Below are 25,484 nucleotides of genomic sequence, written 5' to 3' on the forward strand. Positions count from 1 at the left end.
TTGAAAACAACAAGGAAAACACCATGGCCCGCGACACTTTGACAGGCAGCCGTATTCGGGAGCGACGGGCGATGGCGGGGATACGTCAATCAGAGCTTGCGCGCGAGGTCGGTATCTCTGCCAGTTACCTCAATCTGATCGAGCACAACAGGCGCAGAATCGGCGGTAAACTCCTTGTGGACATAGCCCAGGTGCTTGGGGTGGAGCCATCCCTGTTGAGTGAGGGGGCCGAGGCGGCATTGATCGCGACTCTGCGGGAGGCGGCGGCGGATGCGCCTTCAGTGCAATCGGAGCTGGACCGGGTGGACGAGTTTGCCGGACGGTTTCCGGGCTGGGCGGAGCTGATTGCGGACAACCACCGCCGGGTGGGCACGCTGGAGCGGGTTGCGGCCACGCTGACCGACCGGCTGACCCACGATCCGCATCTGGCCACCTCGATGCACGAGGTTCTGACGATGGTAACGGCGATCCGCTCGACCGCGGGCATTCTGGCCGAAACCAAGGAAATTGAACCGGAATGGCGCAACCGGTTCCAGCGCAACCTGAACGAAGACAGTCAGCGGCTGGCCGAGAGCACGCAGCAGCTTGTGACTTACCTTGATGGGGCTGGGGATGTGGGGGCGAGCCTGACCTCGCCGATGGAAGAGGTGGAAATGATGCTGGCCGAGCACAATTACCGCTTTACCGACCTGGAGGAGAGTGACGAGGGGCTTGAGGCGTTCATCGAGGCGCAACCGCAGCTGACCTCACATGCCTCGCGGGATGTGGCGCTTGGGGTGCTGCGTCAGCTTAGGCGCGATGCGGTGATGATGCCGCGGGCGAGTTTTGGCAAGGCGATGGGCGAGTGGGGGCTGGATTTCCCGCGTCTTGTAAAAGAATTCCGCGCGCCGATGGCGGCGGTCATGCGGCGGATTTCCATCCTGTCCAATGATTTCTGGTCGTCGCCCATCGGGATGGTGGTCTGCGACGGCTCGGGAACGCTTATCTTTCGCAAGCCGGTCGAGGGGTTCGCGGTGCCAAGGTTCAGCGCGGCCTGTCCGAAATGGCCATTGTTCCAGGCCTTGAACCGGCCTTTGCGGCCGATCCACCAGACCGTGACGGTGACGGGGCGGGATGCGCGGCAGTTTGATTGCTATGCCATATCCGAGACCATTGGGCCGCTCGAATTCAACGAAGACCCGCTGTATCACGCTTTCATGCTGGTGGTGCCGATCGAGGGGGATGCAGGGGCAACGCGCGAGGTTGGCTCAACCTGTCGGGTATGTCCGAGCCTTGACTGTGTCGGCAGACGGGAACCATCCATTCTTGTTGATGGGATTTGACTTGGCTTTTTGGTGCGGGCAGTTAAGATCGGCGGGCGCGGCCGTAACATCGGTTGAGGCAGGGAGGGTATAATGTATGGGAAAGAGCGTTCTTCTGATTGAGGACGAGCCGAACATTATTGAGGCGATCAGTTTCATCCTGTCGCGGGATGGCTGGGCTGTTTCCACGCATTCGAACGGGCATGATGCGGTTGACGTCGTGCGTGGCGCGGTGCCCGATATTCTCATTCTCGACGTGATGCTGCCGGGCAAGAGCGGGTTCGACATCCTGCGCGAATTGCGTGAAACCCATGGACCCGAGAGCCTGCCGGTGCTGATGCTGACCGCGCGTGGCCAGTTGAAGGATCGCGAAATGGCGGAAAAGGCCGGTGTGAACCGGTTCATGACCAAGCCGTTCTCTAATGCTGAAGTGCTTGAGGCGGTGCGCGATCTGGTCGACGCATGAGCAAGCGGCAGAGTTCCGTTTTCTTGCAAAGGCGAAACTATCGCCGCAGGCGCCTTGTTGACCTGATCCGCATGATGCCGGTGATCGGCGCGCTGCTCTGGGCGGTGCCCCTGTTGTGGCCGACGGGTGAAGATGGCGGCGTGACCACGTCAAAGGCGCTGGTTTACGTATTTCTGGTGTGGTTCGGGCTGGTGGTCGTCACGGCGCTGTTGTCGCGGCTGGCGTTGACGGCGCAGGTGGACGAGAACCTCAAGGACGGCTAGATGGCGACGCTCAACATACTTGTGGCGGTCTGCCTGATCTACGTGATTTTCCTCTTCGTGGTGGCCTTTGCCGCCGAACGCGAGGCGCGGCGGGGTAAGGGCGGGTGGCTGCGGTCGCCGCTGGTCTATACGCTGTCGCTGTCGATTTACTGTACTGCGTGGACGTTCTACGGGGCGGTAGGTTATGCCGCGCGGTCGGGGCTTGAATACCTGACTATCTATATCGGCCCGAGCCTCGTGATGATTGGCTGGTGGTGGATCCTGCGCAAGCTGGTGCGGATCGGCCGGGCACAGCGGGCGACCTCGATTGCCGACCTGATTTCCTCGCGATATGGCAAGTCTAACCTGCTGGCGGTGGGGGTGACGATCCTCGCCGTGATCGGAACCACGCCCTATATTGCGCTTCAATTGCAATCGGTTACGCTTAGTTTTGCGGTGTTTTCCGACGCTGGATCGACCTTTGAGGCGCTGGCGGATCAGGAAAGCACGGCGCTGTTGGTCGCGATGGGGCTGGCGTTGTTCACGATCCTGTTCGGCACCCGGAACCTTGACGTGAACGAACGCCATCACGGTGTGGTCATGGCCATCGCGGTGGAGGCCATCGTAAAGCTTTTTGCGCTCTTGGCGGTTGGGGTGTTCGTGGTCTGGGGCGTTGGTGGGGGCCTGTCGGAGACACTGGACAAGATCGATGCCTCGAAGATCGGCATGTGGGAGATGCGTGGAGATCGCTGGGCCTCGCTGATCTTCTTGTCGGCGGCGGCCTTTCTGTGCTTGCCGCGCATGTTCCAGGTGATGGTGGTGGAAAACGATGATGAAAGCCACCTGCGCACCGCATCCTGGGCGTTTCCGGCCTATATCATGGTGATGAGCCTGTTCGTGGTGCCAATCGCGGTGGTGGGGCTGGACCTGTTGCCGGAAGGATCGAACCCTGACCTCTTTGTCCTTACGTTGCCGTTGGCGACGGGGAACGAGGGGCTGGCGATGCTCTCTTTCCTTGGTGGGTTTTCCTCGGCGACGTCGATGGTGATCGTGGCGGCGCTGGCGTTGTCGACGATGGTGTCGAACCATATCGTGATGCCGATCTGGCTGACGGCGACAGGTGGCGGTGCGACGGTTTCGGGCGACGTGCGCAACGTGGTGATCCTGGCGCGGCGGTTCTCGATTGCGGGGGTGGTGTTCCTTGGGTTCCTGTATTTCCAGCTTTCGGGTGGCGGCACCGCGCTGGCCTCGATTGGTCTTGTTTCCTTTGCTGGTGTCGCGCAGTTCCTGCCGGTGTTGCTGGGCGGGGTTTTCTGGCGGGGCGCGACACGCAACGGGGCCTTTGCCGGTTTGACCGTGGGGTTCATGGTCTGGGCCTATTGCCTGATGCTGCCAAGCTTCGGCCCCGGCGTTCTGATCCCGGAAACAGTAATGGAGCACGGGATCTTCGGGATTGATTGGCTGCGGCCCTATGCGTTGTTCGGGATCGAGGGAATGGATCCGCTGGTCCATGCAGTCCTGTGGTCTATATCGCTGAATTCAGTTGTGTTTTTCCTTGCGTCCCTGATCGGGTTTCCAACCCCGCTTGAGCGTTTACAGGGCGCGCAGTTCGTGAATGTCTACGAACACACGGAGAACCTCCAGAGCTGGAGCGGCAGCTTCGCGCAGAGTGAAGACCTGATGGTGATGTCGCAGCGTATTCTTGGCGCGCGTGAGGCGCAGATCCTGTTTGAAAGCGAGGCCCAACGGCAGGGTGTGGGCGGTTACCTGCCCGAGCCCAGCCCGGATTTCCTGCTGGTGCTGGAGCGTGAGTTGTCGGGTTCGGTTGGGGCGGCGACGGCCCATGCGATGATTGGCCAGATCGTTGGCGGGGCCTCGGTTTCGGTGGAAGACCTGATGGCGGTGGCGGATGAAACCGCGCAGATGATGGAGTATTCCAGCCGCCTTGAGGCCAAGTCGGAAGAGCAGAGCCGGACTGCGCGGCAGTTGCGGCAGGCCAACGAGAAGCTGACCGAGATTTCGGTGCAGAAGGATGCCTTTTTGAGCCAGGTGAGCCATGAATTGCGCACGCCGATGACCTCGATTCGGGCGTTCTCGGAAATCCTGCGGGATAGCGAGCGGCTGAGCGAGGTGGAGAAGGTCAAGTATTCCTCGATCATCCATGACGAGGCGTTGCGTCTGACCCGTCTTCTGGATGACCTGCTGGACCTGAGTGTGCTTGAGAACGGGCAGGTGAACCTTAACGTGCAGACCGGTGATCTGGGCGCGCTTCTGGATCATGCGCTGGCCTCGGCGCTGACGGGGGCGGGCAGTGAAGGGTTTACCGTGCGCCGGGATCAGGCCAAGGAGGCGGTTGCGCTGAATACCGATCTGGATCGCCTGAGCCAGGTGTTCATCAACCTGATCGCCAATGCGCGCAAATACTGTGATGCAGAGGCGCCCGCGCTGACCATTCGTGTTGTGCAGAACGGGGCCTCGGTACTGGTGGATTTCGTGGACAACGGATCGGGTATTTCCAAGAAAGATCAGGCGGTTATCTTTGAGAAGTTCGCGCGGGTCGGGGAGATGAAAGCCGGCGGCGCGGGGCTTGGGCTGGCGATTTGCCGCGAGATCATGGCGCGGCTTGGCGGGTCGGTGAACTATTTGCCGGGACAGGGCGGTGCTGCGTTTCGGGTGATCGTTCCAAGGACGTTGCGCAAGGCGGCGGAATAGGGGTGTTGTAAAGCCTCTGGTAACCTCGTGTGCCTAGACTGGGGTGATACTCGTGTCAGGCAGCAGGCAATGACGGAACAGGACGTAAAATCGGTCTTGCGAAAGATGGCGACGCCCAAGGGCAGCGCGGGAACGGTGCGGGCCGTGCCGGTGGCGCGGCTGATGCGGCGCGCGCTTGAGACGGCGGCGCAGGACAGCCTTGGGGTGCCGCTCGAGGTGCGGTCTGTGCGGCAGTCATCGGTCAAACACGAGGACCTGCGTGAACTGTTTGCCGGTTTCGGGTTCATGGCGCTTCTTGAGGGGAGGCCCGCCGCAGGTGTCGCGATCGAAACCCCGGTGTTGGGTGGCGTGGTCGAGCATCAGACCATCGGCACCGTGTTGCCGCAAGGCGCGGGCGAGCGGCCGCCGACACGGGTGGATGCGGCGTTGATGGCACCGCTTCTGGATGATGCGCTGACGCGGTATTCGCAGAGCCTCGAGACGGCGGATACGTCGTTCTGGGGGCGCAATTATGCCTTTGGGGCGATGGTGCCAGAGGCGCGAACACTTGTTCTGGCGCTGGGGGACGGGCTGTATCACCTGTTCGAGATGGAGGTGTCCCTTGCCAGTGGCGCGCGCGAAGGGCGGCTTGTCATGGCCTTTCCCGACCATGTGGAACCGGCAGAGGAGCAAGAGGGCGGGGATGCGGTGTCAGAGACCGTGCGGCAGGGCGTGCTTTCGGCCCATGTCACGCTGGATGCGGTGCTGGCGCGGGTGCAGCTTCCCTTGTCGCAGCTTCAGGGCCTTTCGGTTGGCGAGACAATCCCGCTTGAGGCTGGTGTGCTGGACCGGACCTGGCTTGTGATGGAAGAGGGGGGCGTGTCGGCGCAGGTCACGCTTGGCCAGATGAATGGCGCGCGGGCTGTGCGGCTGATCGGGCAGGCCGGACGGGGCGAAGAGGGCGGTGAAAAAGATGCGACGGCGTTCGTGCAGATGCACGAGGAGGCGCGGGTGGCCGAACCTGACCTGTCGGATTTGCCGGAGGTGGCCCTTGATATGCCGATGATGGATCTTGAGACTGGTATGGAAGACGGCGAAGCCCTCGATGATCTGGAAGATCTGTTATCGGGAGAGGGCTTGGCCGAAGATGATATCGCCTTAACCGCCTGACGCCAGCGAGGCGATGCGGGGCGCGAGCGGGCGCATGTCATAGCCGCCCTGCGCTGCGGCGTTGACGATTTCGTCAACCGTGAGGGTATCGGCATGGCCCAGCGACCAGCACACCGTCGAGCGGGTGCCGGATGCGCAATAGGCCAGAACCTTGCCGGGGGCCTCTTCCAGCGTCTTGCGTTGCAGGGCGCAGCGGTCGGGCGTCATGGTGTCATGGGTCAGAGGGTTGACCACGAAGGTCAACCCGGCCGCCGTTACCGCGTCACCGATGGCATCGGCTTGATGCGAGGGCGGAACCTCGGCATCGGGGCGGTTGCAGATGACATGTGTGAACCCTGCGTCGGCGAGGGCGGCAACGTCCTCGGCCGAGATTTGCGGGGCAACGAAGTATCGGGGCGTGATCTGACGAATATCCATGATGCTCTCGATTACTCGGCTGGAACCGCCTTGTCCAGTTGCGAGCGCACCATCGGTGCGGCCCACATTCCGGCGAGCATGGCCACGAGGAAGACCCAGTGCGGCCAACCGCCATAAGACAGAGAGGCAACGGCCGGTCCGGGGCAGAGGCCGGCGAGGCCCCAGCCGGCACCGAAGAGGACCGAGCCTAGAACGAGGTTGCGGCCGATTTTGGGTTCCGGCGGGGTGGGGAACTCTCCGCCAACAATCGGGCGGCGGCCCTTGGTGAGCATCCAGGCGATGGCCATGGGCAGGATTGCCCCGCCCATCACGAAGGCAAGGGTCGGATCCCAGTTGCCGAAGACATCAAGCCAGCCCTGCACCTTGGTGGTGTCGGTCATGCCGGAGACGAAGAGGCCGGCACCGAACAGGCCACCCGCGATGAAAGCAAACACAAGGCGCTGCATCAGATCACCCCCAGAATGTGACGGAAGAGGACCACGGTCAGGCCACCTGCCATGATGTAGAAGACGGTGGCGACCATGCCGCGCAGCGACAGGCGCGAGATACCGCAGACCCCGTGTCCGGAGGTGCAGCCATTGGCGATACGGGTGCCGATGCCGACAAGGAGACCCGCTGCAACCAGCACGGCGAGGTTCTCGCTGGCGTGGGTTTCGAAGGGGCGGTAGAGCGGTTTCAGCACGATCGGCAGCAGGAAGACCCCGATCAGAAAGACAATGCGTTCCATGGCCGAACTGCGGCCCGATCCATCGACGAGGCCGCCGATGATACCGCTGGCGCCCATGACGCGCCCGTTGGCAAGAAGGAAGACGGCACCGCCGGTGCCGATCAGGAGGCCGCCAACCAGCCCCCAGATCCAATCAACTGGGATAGATTCAAACATCGCATTTCCTCTTGGTCCTGATGCGAGACTATGAGGTGGCGCGCCCTATCCGCATTTGGACGCGACACCGGTGTTCTTTGGAAAGGGGTCAGAGTTTGTTGACCGGCACTTTCAGGAAGACATCGCCCTTTTCATCCGGTTCGGGCATCTGGCCAGCGCGCATGTTGACCTGAAGCGAGGGGATGATGAGCTTGGGCATGTCGAGGGTGGCGTCGCGTGCGTCGCGCATTTCGACAAAGGCGTCCTTGTCCTTGCCCTCGCCAACGTGGATGTTGCGCGCCCGCTGTTCCGCGACGGTGGTTTCCCACGCGTATTCATCGCGACCCGGGGCCTTGTAGTCGTGGCCCACGAAGATACGGGTCTCGTCGGGCAGGGCGAGGATCTTCTGGATCGACTGGTACAGGATCTCGGAGGAGCCACCGGGGAAATCGCAGCGGGCGGTGCCGAAATCGGGCATGAAGAGGGTGTCGCCCACGAAGGCGGCGTCGCCGATCACATAGGTCAGGCAGGCGGGGGTGTGGCCCGGGGTGTGCAGCACGTCACAGCGCATCTGGCCGATCATGATGCTGTCGCCCTCGGTGAAGAGCTGGTCGAACTGCGAGCCGTCGCGCTGGAACTCGGTGCCTTCGTTGAAGACCTTGCCGAAAGTGTCCTGAACGATGGTGATGTTCTTGCCGATGCCGATCTTGCCGCCCACCTGTTCCTGGATATAGGGCGCGGCGGAAAGGTGATCGGCGTGGACGTGGCTTTCAAGCAGCCATTCGACGTTGAGGTTGTTGTCCTTGACGTAGGCGATGACCTCATCGGCCGAGGCGGTGCTGGTGCGACCTGACGAGTAGTCGAAGTCGAGCACGCTGTCGATGATGGCGCAGGAGGCGCCTTCGGGGTCTTTTACCACGAACGAGATCGTGTTCGTCGCATTGTCAAAAAAGGCGGTTACTTCTGGCGTCATCGAGAATCCTCCGTTTGCAGAAAGACATATATTATTTTGCGCATATGTATCAAGAGGAAGTGTTGCGTTGACCTATATCAATGCCAGATCAACCGGAACGTGTCAGTCTGTGGGCGCATTTTGAGGAAGACGCGATGACCGATGTAACGACCCGCAAAAAAGCCCTTTTGAAGCGCCTGTCGGAGCTGGATGAAAGGCTGCACCTGATCGAGGAAGAGCTGGACGCACCCAACTCGAAAGACTGGGAAGAGATGGCTGTCGAGCGGGAAGGCGACGAAGTTCTCGAGCAGTTGGGCCAGAGTGGCCAAGATGAGATTCTGCGTATTCGTGCAGCACTCAAACGCATTCGTGACGGAGAATACGGCATTTGCGTGCGTTGTGGGGACGACATCTCGGCTGAAAGGTTGGATGTGCTGCCTGATGCGCCATTGTGTAAGAATTGCGCGGCTGCAACGGCCGGGTGAGTTGGTTTTTTGAGGAGGAACCAAGAAAATGACTATTGAAGACCTTCTGGCCAAGGCCGAAGCCCTGTTGCCGGAAATCGAAGCAGCAGAGGGTGATGAGCGGTACAACCTGCACCAGGACCTGCACCGGCTTTTGGAAAATATTCGTATGCGCGGCGGCAAGGTTCCGGCGCATCTGCGGACCCGCGACCTTGAATTGGTCGATGAAGAAGTGGAAGACGCATTCGACAACATGCCGATCTGAACAGGTCGGGAGACTTGCAAAATGGCACTCGCGGGCGACTGCGGGTGCCATTTTTCTTTTTGTTTTCTTGCTTTGAGCGTGGGGCTTCGTACTGTGGAGGGGAATTACAGTACGTGTATTGAGAGTAGGGGAACGACGGTATGGAGGACGCGGTCGAATACCTTGTCAAAGGCGAGGTTGCGGTTCTTGCAGTGAACAACCCGCCGGTGAACGCCCTTGGGGTGGCGGTGCGGCAGGGGCTTGTGGCGGGTCTGGACCGTGCGCTGGCCGACGACACCGTAAAGGCCATAGTGATCCTAGGGCGCGGACGGACCTTTCCTGCGGGGGCGGATATCTCGGAGTTCAACGCGCCGCCGATCGATCCCTGGCTTCCCGAGGTCTGCAACCTGATCGAGGCATCGAGCAAGCCGGTTGTAGCGGCGCTGCATGGCACGGCGCTGGGCGGCGGGTTCGAGGTGGCCTTGTCGGCGCATTACCGGATCGCTGTGACGGGGGCGCGGGTTGGCCTGCCGGAAGTGACATTGGGCATCCTGCCCGGTGCCGGGGGGACGCAGCGCACGCCGAGGCTGGCCGGGGCGTCTGCGGCGCTGGACCTGATGCTGTCGGGCAAGCCGATCGAGGCGTCATCGAAGACAGCGGAATGCTATTTCGACCGGATCGTTGAGGGGGAACTCGAGGCGGAGGCGCTGCGCTTTGCCGAGGAGCTGATTGCAGAGGGCGCGCCGGTGCGCCCGACGAAAGACGCGATGCAGGGGTTTGCCGATCCCATCGGCTATCAGAAGGCGGTGGCGTCGCGGCGCAGCGCGATTGCCGAACACCCGGAACTTGCGCCTGCCGAGATCATCAACTGTGTCGAGGCGGCAGAGCTTTTGCCGTTCGCGCAGGGGCTGACTTTCGAGCGGGCGGCTTTCGAGACGCTGGTGTCCTCGGACCAGAGCGCGGCGTTGCGGCACGCGTTCTTTTCCGAGCGCAAGGCGGCCAAGTTTCCCGAACTTGAGGCAGGGCGTCGCCGGGCGGTGCGTCGCATTGGTATCGTGGGTAGCGGGCGACAGGGCACTGGCGTGGTGCTGGCCTGTCTCGCGGCTGGATACGAGGTGCTGATTGTCGAGAACTCGGAACAGATTGCGCGCAACCGGATTGACCAGATTTCCAACATGCTGAACCGGCAGGCGCGCAACGGCAAGATTTCCACACAGGACGTCGAAAGCGGTTTGGCGCGGCTGAGCGGGCATAGCGATTTCGTGGCCCTTGCGGACGTGGACATGGTGATCGAGGCGGTGCCGGAGAAACGCGAGATCAAGCAGCGGGTTTATTCGCAGCTGGATGCAGTGATCCGGGAGGACACGGTGCTGGCGACCACGTCGCTGTGGACGGATGTGCGCGAACTGGCGGAGATGACCGAGGACCCGCAGAACGTGGTGGGGTTGCGGTTCTCGCGACCGGTGCGGATCGGGCGAATTGTCGAGGTCGTGGCGGGGCCCCAATCCGGCGCGGAAGCGGTGATGACGGCGCTGGACGTGGTGCGACGCATGGGCAAGGTGCCGGTGCGCGCAGGCGGCGGTGTGGCGCATATCGGGCGCAGCATTCTTGGGGCCTATCGCCACGCGGCGGACCTGTTGGTCGAGCAGGGCACGACGCCCTACCTTGTGGACGAGGCGATGCGCGACTGGGGTATGGCCAAGGGGCCTTACCAAGTGATGGATGTCGAGGGCCTTAACAGCAGCCTTGGCGAGCGGCAGGCGAGAGCCATGCAGGGGGGCGAGAGCGAGCGCGATATCCGGTTCGCCGATCTTCTGCTTGAGGCTGGGCGCGAGGGGCGTGACGGCGGCAAGGGGTTTTATCTTTATGACAGTCCGAAGTCCGCCGGTGTGCCCGATCCGGAGGTGATCGAGATCCTGCGCCATGAACGCGAACGTCTTGGGATCAGGGCGCGCGGGTTTTCAGCCGGGGAGATCCAGCACGCCTGTCTTGCGGCGATGGCCAACGAGGGCGCGCGCCTGTTGCGACTGGGGATAGCCACGCGGCCTTCGGATATCGATGTGGTGATGATGCTGGCCTACGGTTTCCCGCGCTGGCGGGGCGGGCCGATGAAGGCGGCTGATCTGGCCGGGCTGCTGACCGTGAAGCGCGACATCGAGAAGAACGCGCCGATGGACGGCGTGTTCTGGCGGCTTGAGCCGATCTTTGACGAGCTGATCAAGAACGGGCAGGGCTTTGACGCCCTCAATGCCTAGGCGAGGAACAGGCCGAGGATCACCAGCATCAGGCCGATGACCGACAGGAAAAGCGAGCCGAGGTTCAGAGGCATCACCTTTTGAACGGCGGCGCGCAGGTCTTCATCGCTGAGGCCGGCGTTGCGGGCCTTGGCGACCTTGACGATCGACAGAACGAGGCCGCAGAGGCCGATAAGCGAAACAAGGGCACCGCCCCAGACAAGCCATTGCATGCTGTCATCCTTTTCGAGTTGCACCCCTGCCTTGTGGCGGGCGCGGTAAAACCGGTTCCGCGATGGCCTAGCGGAAGTGTCGGCGCGGGGCAAGCGGCGGGGTGGAAAAGGGGCGTGCATTTTCCCGCCGTCAGCCGGTTTTGGCGTCTTGCGGCGGTTCGGGCAGGGGGATAGGTTGCGGGCCTGATAAAACGCCAAACCATCGCCTGGAGGCCATATGAACGACTACGTCACCGAAGAAGCCAACTCGCCGGATTCGAGCTATCGCGTTACCGCGGGCGAACTGCGCCAGTTCATCGAGCGGTTCGAACGGCTGGAGATGGAGAAGAAGGACATCGCCGACCAGCAGAAAGAGGTGATGGCCGAGGCGAAATCGCGTGGCTATGACACCAAGGTGATGCGCAAGATCATCGCGCTGCGCAAGCGCGACAAGGATGACATCGCCGAGGAAGAAGCGGTGATGGAAATGTACAAGGAAGCGCTGGGCATGTGATCCATGCCCATGCCCGGGCGCAGGCCGCGTCAGGGCATGATCAGGTTGACGCCGGGCAGGCGGGACATCTCGTAGAGGTCTTCGTCGTAGATTTCCGTCAGCGCGTCGATGAAATCCTCGGTCCAGCCGGGAATATCCAGTTCTTCCTCAAGCTCGTCATCAAGGGCAAACTTGTCCAGGAACGCCGCGATCACGCGGCGTTTTTGCATTTCGGTCATGCCCGGGTGGCTGTCGATGTAGGACTGGTAACGGCTCATGCCTTCTTTTGACATGATCTCGTCCAGCAGATCGTTGCCGCCTTCGATGGGCTGGGTCGCGTCGAGGCCGGCCATTTCGCGCAGGAGTTCTTCCCATAAGAGCGGGGTGTCTTCGTTGCACCAGACGGTGAGGGCGGCCTGCGGGACGGCGGCGCGGATGCGCGTGACCAGTTCGGACCAACGCAGGGCGGTCGGGATCGAATTGTTGGTCAGGTCATCAATGCTCTTGCAGGGGGTGCCCCCCAGCATCGCCGGCAGGAAGGTGGCCGGGTTGCGGATCGCGAGGAAGATCTCGACCTCGTCCTGTTCGAAGATGTTGCAGAAATCGAGCAGGCGGTCCGCGGCATCGGGATAGATCATGTTCTGACGGATCGCGATCTTGGGCACACCGAAGAAGTTGCTGTGCGACATAAGGATGCGATCGGGAGACTTCACCGACTTGTCAACGAGGTTGTCGAGGAAGCGGGCACGCAATTCGTCACGTTGCGCCGTATTCTGCACCGCGCCGAGGGTTGAGCGCATGTCGGCGCGGTAACTCCTGGGTTTGGGCAGAGAGATACCGCGTTCGGCAAACATTTCGGTATTTTTTGCCAGAGATTTCAGGAGCTTGTCATCGTCCGTGAAATGCGCCCCGGTGTGGAGTACGACCTGCATGAGTATCCGGTGTTTTTTGATCAGTTTGGCGTATTATATCTTCGTTTCTGGACAGTGAAACCAGATTCAGGCAACAGGGGGCCATGACCGAGATCCAAACCCAGATGTCGCCCGCCGCACGCAAACCGCGGCTGCCCAGCCCCTGGTCTGTCGGGGCGCTGACGATTGCGGTGATCGTGCTGCTGCCGATCTGCGCCGTGTTCTACATGGCGCTGTTTCCGTCCGAGAATATCTGGGGGCACCTGATCTCGACCACCTTGCCGCGTTACCTTCGCAACACGCTGATCCTGATGCTGAGCGTCGGGCTTCTGGCGGCCAGTATCGGCACAGGCGCGGCCTGGCTGGTGAGCCGCTATACCTTCCCGGGTTCGGGATGGCTGCAATGGGCGCTTTTGTTGCCGCTGGCGATCCCGGCTTATGTCGGGGCCTATGCGCTGGTGGATTTCCTTGAGTATGCGGGTCCGGTCCAGACAGGGATGCGGGCGGCGTTCGGATGGAGCAGCGCGCGCGACTATTGGTTCCCCGAGATCCGCTCGATGGGGGCGGCGATCATCGTGCTTTCGGTGGCGATGTTCCCTTATGTCTACATTCTTGCCCGCGCGGCCTTCCGCGAACAGTCAGGGGCGGGAGAAGAGGTGGCCCGCTCGCTGGGTGTCGGCGCCCTTGGGCGGTTCTTCCGTGTGGGCCTGCCGTTGGCGCGCCCCGCGATTGCGGCCGGGTCCGCCATCGTGATGATGGAGACGGTGAATGATTTCGGCACGGTCGACTATTTCGCGGTGCAGACCCTGACCACCGGGATCTTCAGTGTCTGGCTGGAGAGCAACAATGCCGGTGGTGCGGCGCAGATTGCGACGGTGGTCCTGGTGCTGGTGATTTTCCTCGTGACGCTGGAAAAACTAAGCCGTCGCAAGTTGCAGTTCTATTCCATGACCACGCGCCACCAGCCGCCGCGCCTCGTGGCGCTTGCAGGCGTTTGGGGCTGGGTCGCCACGGGCCTGTGCCTGATTCCGCTCGCGGTGGGGTTCGTGCTGCCGGTTGGGGTGATCCTGTCACACGCACTGGAGAATGCCGATCTGTGGCGCGATCCCGCGCTGTTGCAGGCGCTGCGCAACACGCTGCTGGTGGGCAGCATCGCGGCGGTGATCACGGTGCTTGCGGGCGTGTTCCTTGTCTATGGCGTGCGCTTGTCGGGCAAGACCTTGCCGCGCCTGTTGTTGCCACTAACAACAATCGGTTACGCCGCGCCCGGGGCCGTTCTGGCGGTGGGTATCCTGATCCCGCTGGCGCAGGTCGACAACCGGCTGGCCGACTTCATCGAGGTGGTGACGGGGCGGCCGACCGGACTTTTGCTGACGGGATCGGCCTTTGCCATCATCCTGGCCTATTGCGTGCGATTCTTCGCGATTGCCCAGGGGGCGGCGGATGGCGCGATGGGACGTGTCTCGCCAAGCCTGCCCTGGGCGGCGCGCTCGCTGGGGCGGACGCGGGGACAGACGCTGCGGGTGGTCTATTTCCCGCTGATCCGTGCCACGGTTGGGTCAGCGCTGCTTCTGGTGTTCGTGGACTGTGTCAAGGAATTGCCCGCGACCATGCTTTTGCGGCCTTTCAACTTTGATACGCTGGCCACGCGGGTGCATGATCAGGCCAGTCTGGAAAACCTCGGCGATGCCAGCCCTGGCGCGATCATGATCGTGCTTGTGGGGATGGTCGCGGTGGGTTTTTTGGCGCGCGCAAACCGGTGATCAACTTAACACTTGCAGCCCCCATTTTTTGCGCTTAAACGCGTGCCAGTGCCCCTATAGCTCAGCTGGTAGAGCAACTGATTTGTAATCAGTGGGTCGGGAGTTCGAGTCTCTCTGGGGGCACCATTTCATTAATTATTTCAATGGCTTATGTGCTTTTCACTTTGTTTGATTTTCTAGTGGGTTTGGTGTAAGCGCTATGTAATCAAGTTGTTTAAAATTTTTTAAAATCAGCTGACGAAATTAGAACAAAGAATGCTGACAAAAAGAGAATGAAGAACAATGGGTAAAAATAGATACATTCCGTTGGGAGTTAGACGCCAATTGAGGCAAGAGGCGTGCTTCGGCTGTGCTTCATGTGGAAATCCAATTCTAGAGTATCACCACATAATTCCTTGGAGCGAAAAGAAACACAACGATCCGGATCATATGGTCGCTCTTTGTGGTACATGTCACACTAAGTTTGGAAAACTACGGAGAAATCGGGCCTACGAACTTAAGGAAAACCCCTTCAATCGTATCAAAGGGAAAATCTATGGGGAACTCGGAACCGACAAAGCTGTGACCAAACTGAGAGTAGGCTCAACAACTTTCGAGAATACTCCAACAGTTTTTTCGTTTTTTGAGGCGCCATTAATCCAGTTTCGAATTGAAGATGGCCAACTTCTTCTGTCTGCATACATCCCTGCTGAGGATATGTGGCCTAGTATTTTAATCAAAGACAACGATTTGCTCGTGAATACTGAGAACATGTGGGACGTGAGTTTTGCAACGAATGTTTTGACTGTTCAAAAGAAAGAAAGAGAAACGTATTTTAGTGTTGATATGCGAAACGAAGACGTGGTGAGCGTTTTTGGGAAGTTCTCTATCTTGGGGAACGACTACAAATTTACTCCGAAGAATACTGACTTTGAAGGTATCAACCTCCAAGACGCTACAGTGAGAAATTCACCAGTAGCGATTTATCGGGGTGATCAAAAGAACCGCTTACTCTGGCCAAATTACGCGATGCATTCACCTAAAGCAAAATTTTTTCCCTTGAAGCTCTCTAGCGAAGTCGCTTGGGAGCGTGCTTTTCAAGCTTGGAGGCAAAATAACGCAGGCTGGCTAGGTCGAAGGGCGTGATCTTGGTCGAGACGGAATGCGCCAGCCTTCGCAGCTCAAAAAAGTCTGGTTCCGTGAAGCCCTGAAGCTTCAAGGCAGGGACGCCTGCAGCAATGATGATTTCCACCAACTCACGGGCATAGGCCCGAAAGTCTGCGTCTGTCGGGTCGGTGGGAAGTGTGGGTAAGGTTGGGTGCGGGGTCATGTCTAAACGGTGTTGTTGCGAATGGTGATTGTCTCAGTCTCGGGAAGGGCCTTCACGCGTACCTTGATTGTTCCGCCATATCCGTCACCGCCCATCACCTCTAGCGGGTTGTAGTAATCGCCATTCCATTGGATCAGATCGAATTTGTCGGGGGTTTCATTGGTTATCAGCAGTAGGTTTGCGTCACCGTTATACGGCTCTAGGGTCGTGAAACTATCTTCGCGCTGCCAATCCCTCATGCCGAACGTGTCGTCAATCAGATCATATTGAAAGCCCCCCGCGCCATCGGTCAGGGCGGTCCCGTCTTCAATGGCAATGCGGTAAAGCTTGGCGGGTTTCCAAGCGGGGTTGAACCTTGCGGCCCGTTTCAGTGTGGCGGAATAGGTCATTCGGCGGGTTCCTCTTTGGCTGGATGTGCCTTGGGCAGGGACAAGCCTTCCCAGCCGACCAACTGCATGGCCGTCGCAAGAGGCACACCAGAGTTCACCAGAACACCCACGGCACGAGCACGGCCCGCCACGTCGCTGGACATCAAGGCGTCAAGGCTCAGGCGGGTGATGCCTAGTTTGGCTGTCAATTCGGGGGTGATCATCCGTGCCAGAGGGTCAACAGTCTGTAAGGCGAACAAGCGATAAGCTTCCCTCATGGCCCCCGCGTTCCCGTTGGAGGTCATCAGGGCTGGTGGAACGCCCGCCGCTGTCAGCAAGCGTTCGTGCAAGCTAGTGGTCGCGGGGTTTAGATCGGCCTTTTGCAGATCGGGGGTCAAGTCAACGCGCCTTAGTTCGGAACGGTCCCCACCGGCATGAGTGGCAAAATCGGCCTTGGACGTGACCACGGCAAGCGAGCCATTGCGCAAGCCAGAAAGGGCCTTTGATTGTTGTTCCTCGGGAATGCTTGCCGACATCGGCAACAGGCCTTTGCCGGTCATGGGCAGAGCCGCAGAGACTGCCTGTTCAATTTCAGCCATCAGCGTGGGGGATAGCCCCATGAGCGCAAATGGGCTTCGGCCTTGCCACGGGGTTGCGGGGTCGGGATTGATCACCAGTTTTAGCACCTCTGGGGCCAGCGCCTTCACGGTTTCGGTGCTGCTCACCTTGGCGATATGCAGGTGAAACTTTCCGTCTGCAAATTCATCCCAATACGCAACGCGCACCAGTTCCAGCTCATTGGCGTGAACCCGAATGTGCCAACAGCTTTCCCCCCTTAGGCAAAGGTCCAGACCTATTGACGCCAGAATGTCAGGGGTCAGCACATCGGCCAGAGGCTCAGGGGTGAGCATAGAGAATGCCCGCGACCAAACACCCACGCAGGTGCCAACCGTTGCCGACAGGGCCGCAGAGCCATCCATTGACAGGTTCTTGCGTCGGGCGTCGATGTATTGCGCCGTTACCACCGGGAACGCACTGCGCTGTTCCAGATCGGGTTTCTTCTTGAATGGCCAGATCATTTGCGCACCTCACTTGCCAGCAACGCCCCGGCACCCGAACCGTAGAACAGGCCCATGAGGTGTTCGCGGGTAAATCCGCTGTCACCGGCGTTCTGTGACTTGAATTCACGCCGTTGGGGCGAATACACCAGTTGATAGACCGCCAGATTGAACACCGCTTGCAGCACGTGAGACTTGGGTGTCGGTGGCGTCACTGTGTCTGGTTGGGTCAGACGATAGGTCAATGGACCTTCGAGTTCGATCATCCCGGCAATGTAGGTTTCAGAATGGGACACCCATTCGCCGCCGCTCAGGGCTTCGACTGTCAGAGTCTCGGGGAAGGGATAGCGGGGCCAAGTGTAGAGTTCGGCCCCCTTAACCCTCAAAACTACGCTACCAGCCGTCACGGGGTAGTATGTGCGGCCCGTAAAGGTTTCGGCCTGTTCCCATGCCGCTGAAATCAACGCTTGGGCTTGAGCTTCTGTCACGCCCGCTTCTAGCGCCACCTCAGAGGCAATGGGAGAAGCTGGCAGTTCGCCACGGGTGAAGTCGGTTGAAATGTGTTCGATCATGGCAGAATGATCCTTTGAGGTTTTGTGCAAATGTTTGCACAGCCCACCGCTCTAAGTTCGGCCTCACTCGCCTCATATGCGGGGCGGGTCACCAGACTGAGTTCATACAAGAGCAAGGCTGACAGTTCTCGGATCATGACGCCGGGATTTCCCGGCTCGGGCACCAGCCGTTCAGCATCCGGTACCACGTCCTTGGGTGGCACCCGAAAGCCCGGTGACACGCCCTTGATCAGACCGGCCCCGACCATCGCAAGGGCGTCTGTCACATGGGTGGCACGTTCGGCCCCTTCGGGAATTGTCGCGATGAACTCAAGAAAATCTTCGGTGTCATTGAATTCCATCGTGTTGGAACGTTTCGAGGCAAGCGGGCGGTCAAAGGAATGGCCCACTAACAAGTTCACTTCGCGGTCGGGGTCTTTCAACGTGAAGTCAAAGGCCCCCGGCAGAATGGTTTCCTTTCGCACGGTGCCCCGGTCAGCAAGCACCGCAAGAGCTTTGTAAGGGAAACGTCCTAAAATCGTCGGACGCCCCCCTTGTTGCCGCACCTCAAGGGATTGTGCGGCCCATATGGCGCGGCATTCCATTGTTACGCCGCTGTCTTGGCGACGTTGGTCACCTTGAGGAAATGCGTATCCTGACGCTGTACCAGCACATCAGGGAATGCGAACACCGTCAGCGCCACCTTGCCGGTTTTGCTTTCCGAGTACGGATCAACAATCAACTCAGGGGCACCCCACATGGGCACATAAGCATGACCCTTGGTAGCCCCGATATAGGCAGTTGCGGTGTCACCGGCAGTATCACTGACTTGGGTCGAGAACGTCAGTTTGGACGTGATCTTTTTCATCATGTCCAGTTGCGTGAACCCGTCGCCAAAGGACGTTTTCAGCAACGACGCCAGCATGAACGGAACGCCTGCAACATGAATGCCGTCCATGCTGTTCAGCTTGGCCGAGACCATCACTTCGGTGATCCAGTCCACCCAGTTCTGATAGGTGGCTTCGGTCCCACCTGCGTCCTTGCTGGTGATGCTGCCAAGGTTTTCGAGGCCAGTGGGCTGTTGATCTGCCCCGGTGCCTTGGAATACGGCAAGGTCAAGAGCCTCGCGGATCACTTCGGACAGATCACGACGCAGCATCGGTTCAAGAGCCGAGTTCTCGCGGATTGCCTGACGGGTCAGTAGGTAGCGGGCCGTAAGGGTGCGCAGGGTAGGTTCCTTCACCGCTGTGGTAATTGCAGCAGCATCTGCGCCCGAGCCTTCGGCCACCCACGATGCAGAGGCCCCAGCGGTCATTTCAGGGAACCGGGGCTTGCCGGTCACCTGAATGGTCTGGACGCCAAACGATTGAGCCGCCGATTGTTCGAACAGGCGTTCGAGGGCGTTCATCGTCGGACGGCTGGCCAGCTTGCCGCCGGAACTGTCCGGTGCGGTAATCGTTGCGTCCGCGCGGGTTTGCAGGGCTTCCCACGGCAGATAAGTGCCCCGGGAGGCCTTGCCATTGCGCACTTCGAGTTCTGCAATCACTTCGGCTTCACGGCCCTCAATGACGCGCTGACCTTCGAGGGTTTCCACCAGTGTGGCCAGATCAAAGGCGCGACATTCGGCAGCAAAGTCTTTGTCCGCGTTGTCGGGTTCCTTGATCTTGTCGCGTTCGGCACTTTCCAGCACCAAGGCCGCACGATACTCGATTTCTGCGCCCTCATAGGCTTCGGTGAGTGAGCGCAGTTCGGAGCGGGCGGCGTCGGTGATTTCATCGGCCTTTTGGATCGCGGCCATTTTCTCACGACGCTTGGATTGCGCCAGTTTAATTTCATCGGATTTCAGCATTTTAATTTCCTTCAGGGTGTTATGAGAATTTCGCACGGGGGCAGATCGGCTCATTTCATGGCGGTTGCCCCTTCCCATCCGGAGGAATGCCAGCCATCGCCAAGAATAGCTTTCGCCCTGGCACATTGCTGCGCTTGATCGGTTTGGGGCCTTTCCGCCGCCCGATAGCGTCCCATTTTTCCTTTGCGGATTTGGATGCGTGGCAAGGCTGGCAGAGCCATTGCAGGTTCGATTGATCGTATTCGCTCAGGCCATGCGCCTCGCATTTGGCGCGGGGAATGATGTGATCGGCTTGGCCGTGCATACCGACAAAGCGATTGCATTTCTGGCACCGGAACCCCGCCCGCTTGGCCACAGCTTCCCGCGTGTCGCGATACCATGCCACGTGATCCAATATGGTGCGCCCCACGCCCATCAGATCACCTCAATTTCATATTCGGGGGTGACCGCATCCCGTTCGCGGTAGAGAGCCGACGCAGCCAGAACCAAGGCCTGACAAACGTCAATTCGGCTCATCAGGCTGGACTTGACCAGTTGCATGGCCCCGGTGGCGTGAACCCGCACGTCAGCTTCGGCAATCCCAGCCTCAATCAATCGGCTGCGCCGCATTTTCAGAGAACCCGACAGGAACAGCTTGCGGGTGGCCCGAATGTCCGCGTCACCGTCGCGGGGGCCTTGGCCCCGAAACACGGGTTGCCAATCCAGCTTGGCACGGCTCAGAGCGTTCAACAGATCTTCACGCCGGTATCGGTCGCACGACACGTTCACGACAGTGTGCGGCCCGATCATCCTGACCACCATCGGCAAGAAGGCGTCCAGATCGGTAATCCGCCCCGGTGTCGTGAACAATGAACCTTCAGCCTCGCAATCGGTGTAGACGGTTCCCACCCGGTCACGCTTGCCGCGCTCGTGCAAGGTCATAGCTTCCCCCGGGAAGGCTCCGACTGCCTTCACCAAGCCGCTTTCATACACCGCGCAAGCCGCTGTCATGCTGGATGAACCGCCAAGATCCAGCCCCACAAAACAGGCTTCCCCCGGTTCAGGTTCGGCGGTTGGCTCATAACAGTTTTGCAGGGTGTTGTAGGTCACCAGCAATTCGCGGGCGGGGTTGCCCGGTAAATTCAGATGAGACGTTTTGAAGTCTTCGAGGTTGCCCGACGCCTTGGCCTTTTCGAATGCATCCCGAATGAAGGCCTTGGACTTGATCTTGAACCCGCCGGGGGTGGCCTTTTCCCATTGGGCAGGATCGCCGGGGTCAGCGCTCTTGTCAGCCGCGTACAGGGCCACATGGGTGGCGTCGTCGGGGGCTTCGAGGATTTCTGAGAACTTGGGGCTATCTAGGCGGGTGCCTGTCAGGATTTGCGAACCGTCCCTTGCCGCAAGGGCGTTGAATGTAGCGTCAAACAATTCGTCTTGTCGACGCGGGAACAATCCGGCTTCGTCCAAAATGGCAAGGTCAACGTCATCACCGTGGCCTGATTTGCTGTCACCGCTCAAAAGCTGGCATTGGCCATTCCCTACCACCAGCCGACCGGGGCTAGGCGCGTGACGCAGAGCAATTTCATCCTCGCGCCCGATTGCAGTCATCAGATCAACGGCAGCTTGAGGAACGAACTTAGAAAAACGCGCAGTGGGGGCCACACACACGGCCTTGAACATGGGAATGAATATCGGACTGTCAGGCAACATTCGCGCCAGCAACAGGAAGCCCATGAATGTTGACTTGCCCGTTTTACGGGGAAGCGAAAGAACGCTGGTACGATAGCGCGGGGAACCGTCAACCTGTTCAAGGTATGCGCTCAAAAACTCCAACTGGAAACGATGAAGGTCAAAGGGCTGGCCTCGGGATATGCCAGCAGGAACTACAAAGGTTTCACGGCCCCACACAGCCACGGCCTTGGCTTCGTCGCTCACTTTCTGGGGCTTGGTTAGCCGTAGAGCCATCGGTTCCGATCCTTCGCGCGAGAATGAAACCTCTCCCCCATCTCCGAAAGTATCTGGCCAAAGGTTCTTCCCGCTCAGGGTTCCCTTAGGCCTTGGGGCGTGGTCGCGCGTCTGCAATGTCATGGAATGCTGGGTAGATCATTCATCCCGCTGCCAGCGTCAGCGATGGGTGCTAAGCCCATCGGAATGAATGATATGTCGCCACCGTCAGACCATCGCTCGAACACAAGGACAATGGACAGAACCGCAATCGCTAGCTCTCGCGACGGGGACAACGAATAGAACAACAGTCTTCAGACAATGAAGCTCTAAGACTTAGGGTAATATAATACCCCATTTGGGTCAACAGCATATGTTCACTTCTTGACCGGTGCCGACGGATAGTCGGGCTTTTTGGGCTTTAGACCTCGTTCGAGTGCTTCGCGATGTAGCAGGCGGGAAATGATCTGCGGTCGTGTCTCATTTGAGGCCTGCGCCATGCTATCCATCAGATTGCGGTCGTAGTTGTGCAGATTGATCTGCACCATACCGCTGCGTCGGTTCTTTGCCATTTTCTCAGTACCCTGTTGCTTCGAGGAGATCGGTTATCATTGCCCGTGTCACATGTGCCTTCGACAAGCCTTGGTCGGTCGTCAGTTTTGTGAAGCGGTCGAGAAGGTCAGTGGGTAGATCCACAGATAAGCGTCGGGTCTCACCCTGTTCATTCTTGCTTCGCAACAGAGCAGAGGTGTTTGGCCCAATGGCCTTGGTCGGGGTCTTAGACATGTTCGTTCCTTCCAAGCTTTAAGCCGAAACTTCGAAATCATTGAAGGCGCTCAGTGGTAGGTCGGGATAGTCCTTCAAAAACATCGCCGCATGCTGTTGCGGAGACAGATCGGGGTACAGGTGTTCAAGGTACGCTTGATAGTTTTCGAATTGCGGGGGCAGATCAGCGTGAAGGCTATATGAGGGCTTCTTCTTCCTCTTCTTCCCGAGAACACTATTCCTCTTAAGGTCCTTCCCGTCCAAACCGGCAATGCCAGGTTCTGCTTCACTACTTTCTGTTTCTTTTTCTGTTTCTGTATAAGAAACCACCGTGGACGGCGAAACCGGTGTCCCTGTGAGCGGGGATTTGGTGGCAGGTAAATCACCGTGGGCCGGGACTTGGTTCCTAGCCAAGCGACCCTTTGATGCCGTCCAGATTTCCTGCACCATCGGCAGCAACAGGGTCATGCCCTGTTCGCCTTTGTCCCACTCCTTCACCAAGTGATGCAGGGTCAAGTTTCGCGGATCACTACTGTTTAGTAGGTCAAGGTTCATCGCTTCATCCCAAACCGATTGAAGGCTGGAACCGTAGTGTTTCCATGCGTACCCCAACATATTCACTAGCTTGAGTGTGGCCCCGCTCGGGCGCATGTGAAGCGTTTTTACGCCTTTCACTTTGCGCTGATTGGTTTCGATCCGTTCGTGGCGTTTCAGGGCTGCAACAGCGTCTTGAGATTGCCTGACAGTGATCGCGTTTTTCTTGGCCAGCGTCTCATGAGTGGCAAATGACCATTCGCCAATCTTTCCGCATTGTTGCCGGTAGGGATACCAGATCAGCGAGTGAGCCATGATTGCGGCTTGCGCGCGTGATTTGCTTCCCATCTTGTCAGCGGTCAGCAAGAAGCTCGTCTGCATGAGCCGCTGATAGTTCTTCACTAGCGGGTCATAAGGCTCCGGGCGGCGGCTTTTCGGGTTTTTCCATGTGTTCGACATTCCGCCTCACCCCACGCGATTGGCGTCGATAACTGCTTGCAGATCAGCCACCGCATAGCGCACAGCACCACCGGCAACCTTGATGAATGGCACCTTAGGCGGGATACCTTCCTTCTTGGCGTACCAGCGGTCGCGGGAAAGGTATTGGGCAGACACGCCCAAGATTTGAGCGGCAACGGGTTCTTTCACCAGTGGCAAGACGGTGATCGGTTGCGCTTTCGCCAGATCGGCAGCACTCGCGGGGGGAGTGGCTTGCACCAGAGCTGGTGCGGTCTTCGGTGCCGACTTTATCGGCTTCTTGATTTTCAGACCCATGATAGGGCGTCCTTTCTCGTTTTGATCCGAGACAGGAAACAGCCTGAATTAGAGGGAATGCCCCCGCGCGGATCACCAGTTTTAGTTCGATACGCCGCCTCGTGGACGACGACGAAACTCCGGTGCACTCCTTGCGTGGGTTCGTTCCAAAACCGTGGCGTATTTTCAAAGACGGTGTCAACAAGGTTTTTCAAGGTTGAGAAAGGGAGGTAAAAAATGTCGTTACATCATATATTTGCACGACGCTTTGAAGGTGGGTTAGGGTGATTTATTGAGCTAGATCAGATCTTACCTTGAGCAAGTTCGTCTAGGTGATCATTGATTTTTTGCATCGGCTCGCGCAAGTCTTCGGCGCTCAAGTTCACATAGCCAGCGGTGACGTCGTTCGACTTGCGGGAGTGGTTCAACAGGGCCTTGAGTGTGTATCCGTCGATTTTGGCCGTTGTCGCCACCGTGGCGAAACTACGTCTGAGGTCGTGCAAATTCCAGTGAAGGCCCATGGCCTTGCGATGCTTGTCCAGATACTTGCGCGGCTGGCCAAGGTGTCCCGTTCTGCCATTCGCTGGGAACACAAAACCTTCAGTTTGAGCCTCGCGTCTGCGTTCAAAAATCGCGGCGACTTGGGGCACAATCGGCAATGTGTGATCGGTGCCGTTCTTGGTATTCCGAACGGTGAAGGTTCCCACGTCAAGGTCAATGTCTTCCCAGCGCATAGAAGCGGCCTCAGAGGCCCTTAGGCCCGTCCGCAGCAATAGGGCTACATAATCCTTGAAAGCGTCACCAGCGGGCTTGTGTGCGGCTGTGTCGAGATTTTCGAGGCAATCGAACCAAGCGGGCAGGGCGTCCAATACTGTGGCTTCGCGTCTGGAGACTTCCTCATAGGCCCCCTCAGCCTTCACAATGAAAATGGGGCACTCTGGCAGGATCGGCATTCCGTCCACCAGATGAACGGTGCGGGTGTAGTTCCACATCGACCGGAACACCCGCAGCGCCTTGTTTGCGGTGGCTTGTCCGTTTTCTTGTTGCAGCTTGGTGAACCGCTTCGCGAACATTTGGGATGTGATGTCTTTCAGAGCCTTGTCGTTCCAGTCTGAAAAATACGTGATGAACACGCGCCCGTAGTCGTAGCGGGATTTCTCACCTAGCTTGGGCTTGTCCAGAAACTTGGTCTTGGCTTCCTTAAGGGTGATCCCTTTGGCTTTGGCTTCGGTCTTGGCTTTGTTCACGTCAATCCCGGTGGCCATCTGACCTAGCTGTTTCTGCGCTTCCTTGCGGGCTTCGGCAACAGATAGGGTTCCTACGGAGGCCACTTTAACGCGACGGGTTTTCCCGCCGACACGGTTTTGCGCAATATACGTTTTCGCACCAGGGGTGACCCGAACCCCGAACCCCGGTTGCTCACTATCCCAGTGGATTTTCTGACCATTGTCAGGATGCGGCAAGGCGTCAATACTGGCCTTTGTTAGCTTCATTTTACTCATGGCTTGAACCCTCCGTAGGCTCGATGTGTAAGCACTATGTAAGCAAGTAGTTTAAAAAACGTTAGACCTACTTAAGGTTTTCTGAGGTGCAATTTCAAGGTCTAAGCCTTGTTTTTAAATAATATTATATGGTTTTGAGAGTTCTTCAAAGATGTTCGTATTCTGATTTGTAATCAGTAGGTCCGCGGTTCGAGTCCGTGTGGGGGCACCAGTATTCTAAGAAATATTAATAAAAACAATTTGTTGTTCGGAAGCCTCTGAGTCGGTCCACCTTTTAGTCCACCTATTTGTGTTCAGTGATTTCTCAGTATCCGAGAGATCTGTCCAAAACGCGCTCCTTCAGACGAACCAAAAAGTTCACGCATGTAGCTCAGTCATCGAAACAAGCTGTACGTTCTCCGAGTACTTCACCCCACTTGAGTGAAGGCACCTGGCCTACGCCGATCGAAG

General features: G+C 58.8%; 28 protein-coding genes and 1 tRNA gene. 12 read left to right on the forward strand and 17 right to left on the reverse strand.

Annotated elements, in window-relative coordinates; all coding sequences use genetic code 11:
* Positions 1 to 23: 23 nt before the first annotated feature.
* The 5 genes from NNA36_RS06690 (at position 24) to NNA36_RS06710 (ending at position 5,870) form a co-directional block, all read left to right on the forward strand.
* Positions 24 to 1,322, forward strand: coding sequence for a helix-turn-helix domain-containing protein (locus NNA36_RS06690; RefSeq protein ID WP_255105529.1), 1,299 nt, complete (start codon positions 24 to 26; stop codon positions 1,320 to 1,322).
* Positions 1,323 to 1,398: 76 nt separating this feature from the next.
* Positions 1,399 to 1,767 (forward strand): response regulator transcription factor, encoded by a 369-nt coding sequence (locus NNA36_RS06695; RefSeq protein ID WP_255105531.1) that lies wholly within the window; start codon positions 1,399 to 1,401, stop codon positions 1,765 to 1,767.
* Positions 1,764 to 2,030 (forward strand): hypothetical protein, encoded by a 267-nt coding sequence (locus NNA36_RS06700; RefSeq protein ID WP_255105532.1) that lies wholly within the window; start codon positions 1,764 to 1,766, stop codon positions 2,028 to 2,030. Before NNA36_RS06695 ends, NNA36_RS06700 begins: the two co-directional genes overlap by 4 nt.
* Positions 2,031 to 4,721: an ATP-binding protein gene (locus NNA36_RS06705; protein ID WP_255105533.1), complete on the forward strand. Its 2,691-nt coding sequence runs from the start codon at positions 2,031 to 2,033 to the stop codon at positions 4,719 to 4,721. It abuts the gene before it with no gap.
* 69 nt (positions 4,722 to 4,790) lie between these two features.
* On the forward strand, positions 4,791 to 5,870 hold the full coding sequence (locus NNA36_RS06710; RefSeq protein WP_255105534.1) for a FliM/FliN family flagellar motor switch protein: 1,080 nt from the start codon (positions 4,791 to 4,793) through the stop codon (positions 5,868 to 5,870).
* Here NNA36_RS06710 and NNA36_RS06715 read toward each other — a convergent pair.
* From NNA36_RS06715 to NNA36_RS06730, 4 genes are all read right to left on the reverse strand, one after another.
* Complete coding sequence (locus NNA36_RS06715) at positions 5,859 to 6,287, reverse strand: TIGR01244 family sulfur transferase (RefSeq protein ID WP_255105535.1); 429 nt, start codon at positions 6,285 to 6,287, stop codon at positions 5,859 to 5,861. The genes NNA36_RS06710 and NNA36_RS06715 overlap by 12 nt on opposite strands.
* Before the next feature lie 11 nt (positions 6,288 to 6,298).
* A complete protein-coding gene (locus tag NNA36_RS06720; protein ID WP_255105537.1) occupies positions 6,299 to 6,733 on the reverse strand; it encodes a DUF6691 family protein in 435 nt (144 codons plus the stop codon).
* Positions 6,733 to 7,158: a YeeE/YedE thiosulfate transporter family protein gene (locus tag NNA36_RS06725; protein WP_255105604.1), complete on the reverse strand. Its 426-nt coding sequence runs from the start codon at positions 7,156 to 7,158 to the stop codon at positions 6,733 to 6,735. The genes NNA36_RS06720 and NNA36_RS06725 overlap by 1 nt, the downstream gene beginning before the upstream one ends.
* Before the next feature lie 100 nt (positions 7,159 to 7,258).
* Positions 7,259 to 8,122, reverse strand: coding sequence for an MBL fold metallo-hydrolase (locus NNA36_RS06730; protein WP_255105541.1), 864 nt, complete (start codon positions 8,120 to 8,122; stop codon positions 7,259 to 7,261).
* A 134-nt stretch (positions 8,123 to 8,256) separates the two neighbouring features.
* Here NNA36_RS06730 and NNA36_RS06735 point away from each other — a divergent pair, with 134 nt between their 5' ends.
* The 3 genes from NNA36_RS06735 (at position 8,257) to NNA36_RS06745 (ending at position 11,064) form a co-directional block, all read left to right on the forward strand.
* Entirely contained in the window at positions 8,257 to 8,586 is a 330-nt protein-coding gene (locus NNA36_RS06735; RefSeq protein ID WP_255105544.1) for a TraR/DksA family transcriptional regulator, read from the forward strand.
* A gap of 28 nt (positions 8,587 to 8,614) precedes the next feature.
* Entirely contained in the window at positions 8,615 to 8,830 is a 216-nt protein-coding gene (locus NNA36_RS06740; protein ID WP_255105547.1) for a hypothetical protein, read from the forward strand.
* A gap of 140 nt (positions 8,831 to 8,970) precedes the next feature.
* Positions 8,971 to 11,064, forward strand: a complete 2,094-nt coding sequence (locus tag NNA36_RS06745) for a 3-hydroxyacyl-CoA dehydrogenase NAD-binding domain-containing protein (protein ID WP_255105549.1) — start codon at positions 8,971 to 8,973, stop codon at positions 11,062 to 11,064.
* Here the strand turns inward: NNA36_RS06745 and NNA36_RS06750 are convergent.
* A complete protein-coding gene (locus NNA36_RS06750; protein ID WP_255105551.1) occupies positions 11,061 to 11,276 on the reverse strand; it encodes a hypothetical protein in 216 nt (71 codons plus the stop codon). The genes NNA36_RS06745 and NNA36_RS06750 overlap by 4 nt on opposite strands.
* Positions 11,277 to 11,493: 217 nt before the next feature.
* On the opposite strand from NNA36_RS06750, the gene NNA36_RS06755 reads away from it, so the two are divergent.
* Positions 11,494 to 11,769 carry a DUF2312 domain-containing protein gene (locus tag NNA36_RS06755; RefSeq protein WP_255105553.1) on the forward strand — a complete coding sequence of 92 codons (276 nt, stop codon included), beginning with the start codon at positions 11,494 to 11,496 and terminating at the stop codon, positions 11,767 to 11,769.
* 29 nt (positions 11,770 to 11,798) lie between these two features.
* On the opposite strand, the gene NNA36_RS06760 is transcribed toward NNA36_RS06755, so the two are convergent.
* Entirely contained in the window at positions 11,799 to 12,680 is an 882-nt protein-coding gene (locus NNA36_RS06760) for a hypothetical protein (RefSeq protein WP_255105555.1), read from the reverse strand.
* Positions 12,681 to 12,763: 83 nt separating this feature from the next.
* On the opposite strand from NNA36_RS06760, the gene NNA36_RS06765 reads away from it, so the two are divergent.
* From NNA36_RS06765 to NNA36_RS06775, 3 genes are all read left to right on the forward strand, one after another.
* Complete coding sequence (locus tag NNA36_RS06765; protein ID WP_255105557.1) at positions 12,764 to 14,422, forward strand: iron ABC transporter permease; 1,659 nt, start codon at positions 12,764 to 12,766, stop codon at positions 14,420 to 14,422.
* A gap of 50 nt (positions 14,423 to 14,472) precedes the next feature.
* Positions 14,473 to 14,548 (forward strand) — tRNA-Thr (locus NNA36_RS06770).
* Positions 14,549 to 14,704: 156 nt separating this feature from the next.
* A complete protein-coding gene (locus NNA36_RS06775; RefSeq protein ID WP_255105559.1) occupies positions 14,705 to 15,547 on the forward strand; it encodes an HNH endonuclease in 843 nt (280 codons plus the stop codon).
* Positions 15,548 to 15,733: 186 nt separating this feature from the next.
* On the opposite strand, the gene NNA36_RS06780 is transcribed toward NNA36_RS06775, so the two are convergent.
* The 11 genes from NNA36_RS06780 to NNA36_RS06830 form a co-directional block, all read right to left on the reverse strand.
* Positions 15,734 to 16,120 carry a hypothetical protein gene (locus NNA36_RS06780; RefSeq protein ID WP_255105561.1) on the reverse strand — a complete coding sequence of 129 codons (387 nt, stop codon included), beginning with the start codon at positions 16,118 to 16,120 and terminating at the stop codon, positions 15,734 to 15,736.
* A complete protein-coding gene (locus tag NNA36_RS06785; protein WP_255105563.1) occupies positions 16,117 to 17,178 on the reverse strand; it encodes a phage portal protein in 1,062 nt (353 codons plus the stop codon). Before NNA36_RS06785 ends, NNA36_RS06780 begins: the two co-directional genes overlap by 4 nt.
* Positions 17,175 to 17,729, reverse strand: coding sequence for a hypothetical protein (locus tag NNA36_RS06790; protein ID WP_255105565.1), 555 nt, complete (start codon positions 17,727 to 17,729; stop codon positions 17,175 to 17,177). Before NNA36_RS06790 ends, NNA36_RS06785 begins: the two co-directional genes overlap by 4 nt.
* Positions 17,726 to 18,214 carry an HK97 family phage prohead protease gene (locus NNA36_RS06795; protein WP_255105567.1) on the reverse strand — a complete coding sequence of 163 codons (489 nt, stop codon included), beginning with the start codon at positions 18,212 to 18,214 and terminating at the stop codon, positions 17,726 to 17,728. Before NNA36_RS06795 ends, NNA36_RS06790 begins: the two co-directional genes overlap by 4 nt.
* 101 nt (positions 18,215 to 18,315) lie before the next feature.
* Positions 18,316 to 19,557, reverse strand: coding sequence for a phage major capsid protein (locus tag NNA36_RS06800; protein WP_255105569.1), 1,242 nt, complete (start codon positions 19,555 to 19,557; stop codon positions 18,316 to 18,318).
* A gap of 55 nt (positions 19,558 to 19,612) precedes the next feature.
* Positions 19,613 to 19,972: an HNH endonuclease gene (locus NNA36_RS06805; RefSeq protein WP_255105570.1), complete on the reverse strand. Its 360-nt coding sequence runs from the start codon at positions 19,970 to 19,972 to the stop codon at positions 19,613 to 19,615.
* Positions 19,972 to 21,471, reverse strand: coding sequence for a terminase TerL endonuclease subunit (locus tag NNA36_RS06810; RefSeq protein WP_255105572.1), 1,500 nt, complete (start codon positions 21,469 to 21,471; stop codon positions 19,972 to 19,974). The genes NNA36_RS06805 and NNA36_RS06810 overlap by 1 nt, the downstream gene beginning before the upstream one ends.
* 386 nt (positions 21,472 to 21,857) lie before the next feature.
* The gene (locus NNA36_RS06815) at positions 21,858 to 22,052 is read right to left on the reverse strand and encodes a hypothetical protein (protein WP_255105573.1); all 195 of its coding nucleotides are present in this window, start codon (positions 22,050 to 22,052) and stop codon (positions 21,858 to 21,860) included.
* A 232-nt stretch (positions 22,053 to 22,284) separates the two neighbouring features.
* Positions 22,285 to 23,238 carry a hypothetical protein gene (locus NNA36_RS06820; RefSeq protein ID WP_255105575.1) on the reverse strand — a complete coding sequence of 318 codons (954 nt, stop codon included), beginning with the start codon at positions 23,236 to 23,238 and terminating at the stop codon, positions 22,285 to 22,287.
* Between the two features lie 6 nt (positions 23,239 to 23,244).
* Complete coding sequence (locus tag NNA36_RS06825) at positions 23,245 to 23,553, reverse strand: helix-turn-helix domain-containing protein (protein ID WP_255105578.1); 309 nt, start codon at positions 23,551 to 23,553, stop codon at positions 23,245 to 23,247.
* Positions 23,554 to 23,834: 281 nt separating this feature from the next.
* On the reverse strand, positions 23,835 to 25,034 hold the full coding sequence (locus NNA36_RS06830; protein WP_255105580.1) for an integrase family protein: 1,200 nt from the start codon (positions 25,032 to 25,034) through the stop codon (positions 23,835 to 23,837).
* Between the last annotated feature and the right edge of the window lie 450 nt (positions 25,035 to 25,484).

Source organism: Shimia sp. CNT1-13L.2 (assembly GCF_024331145.1).
In the GTDB taxonomy this organism is placed as follows: Bacteria; Pseudomonadota; Alphaproteobacteria; order Rhodobacterales; family Rhodobacteraceae; genus Shimia.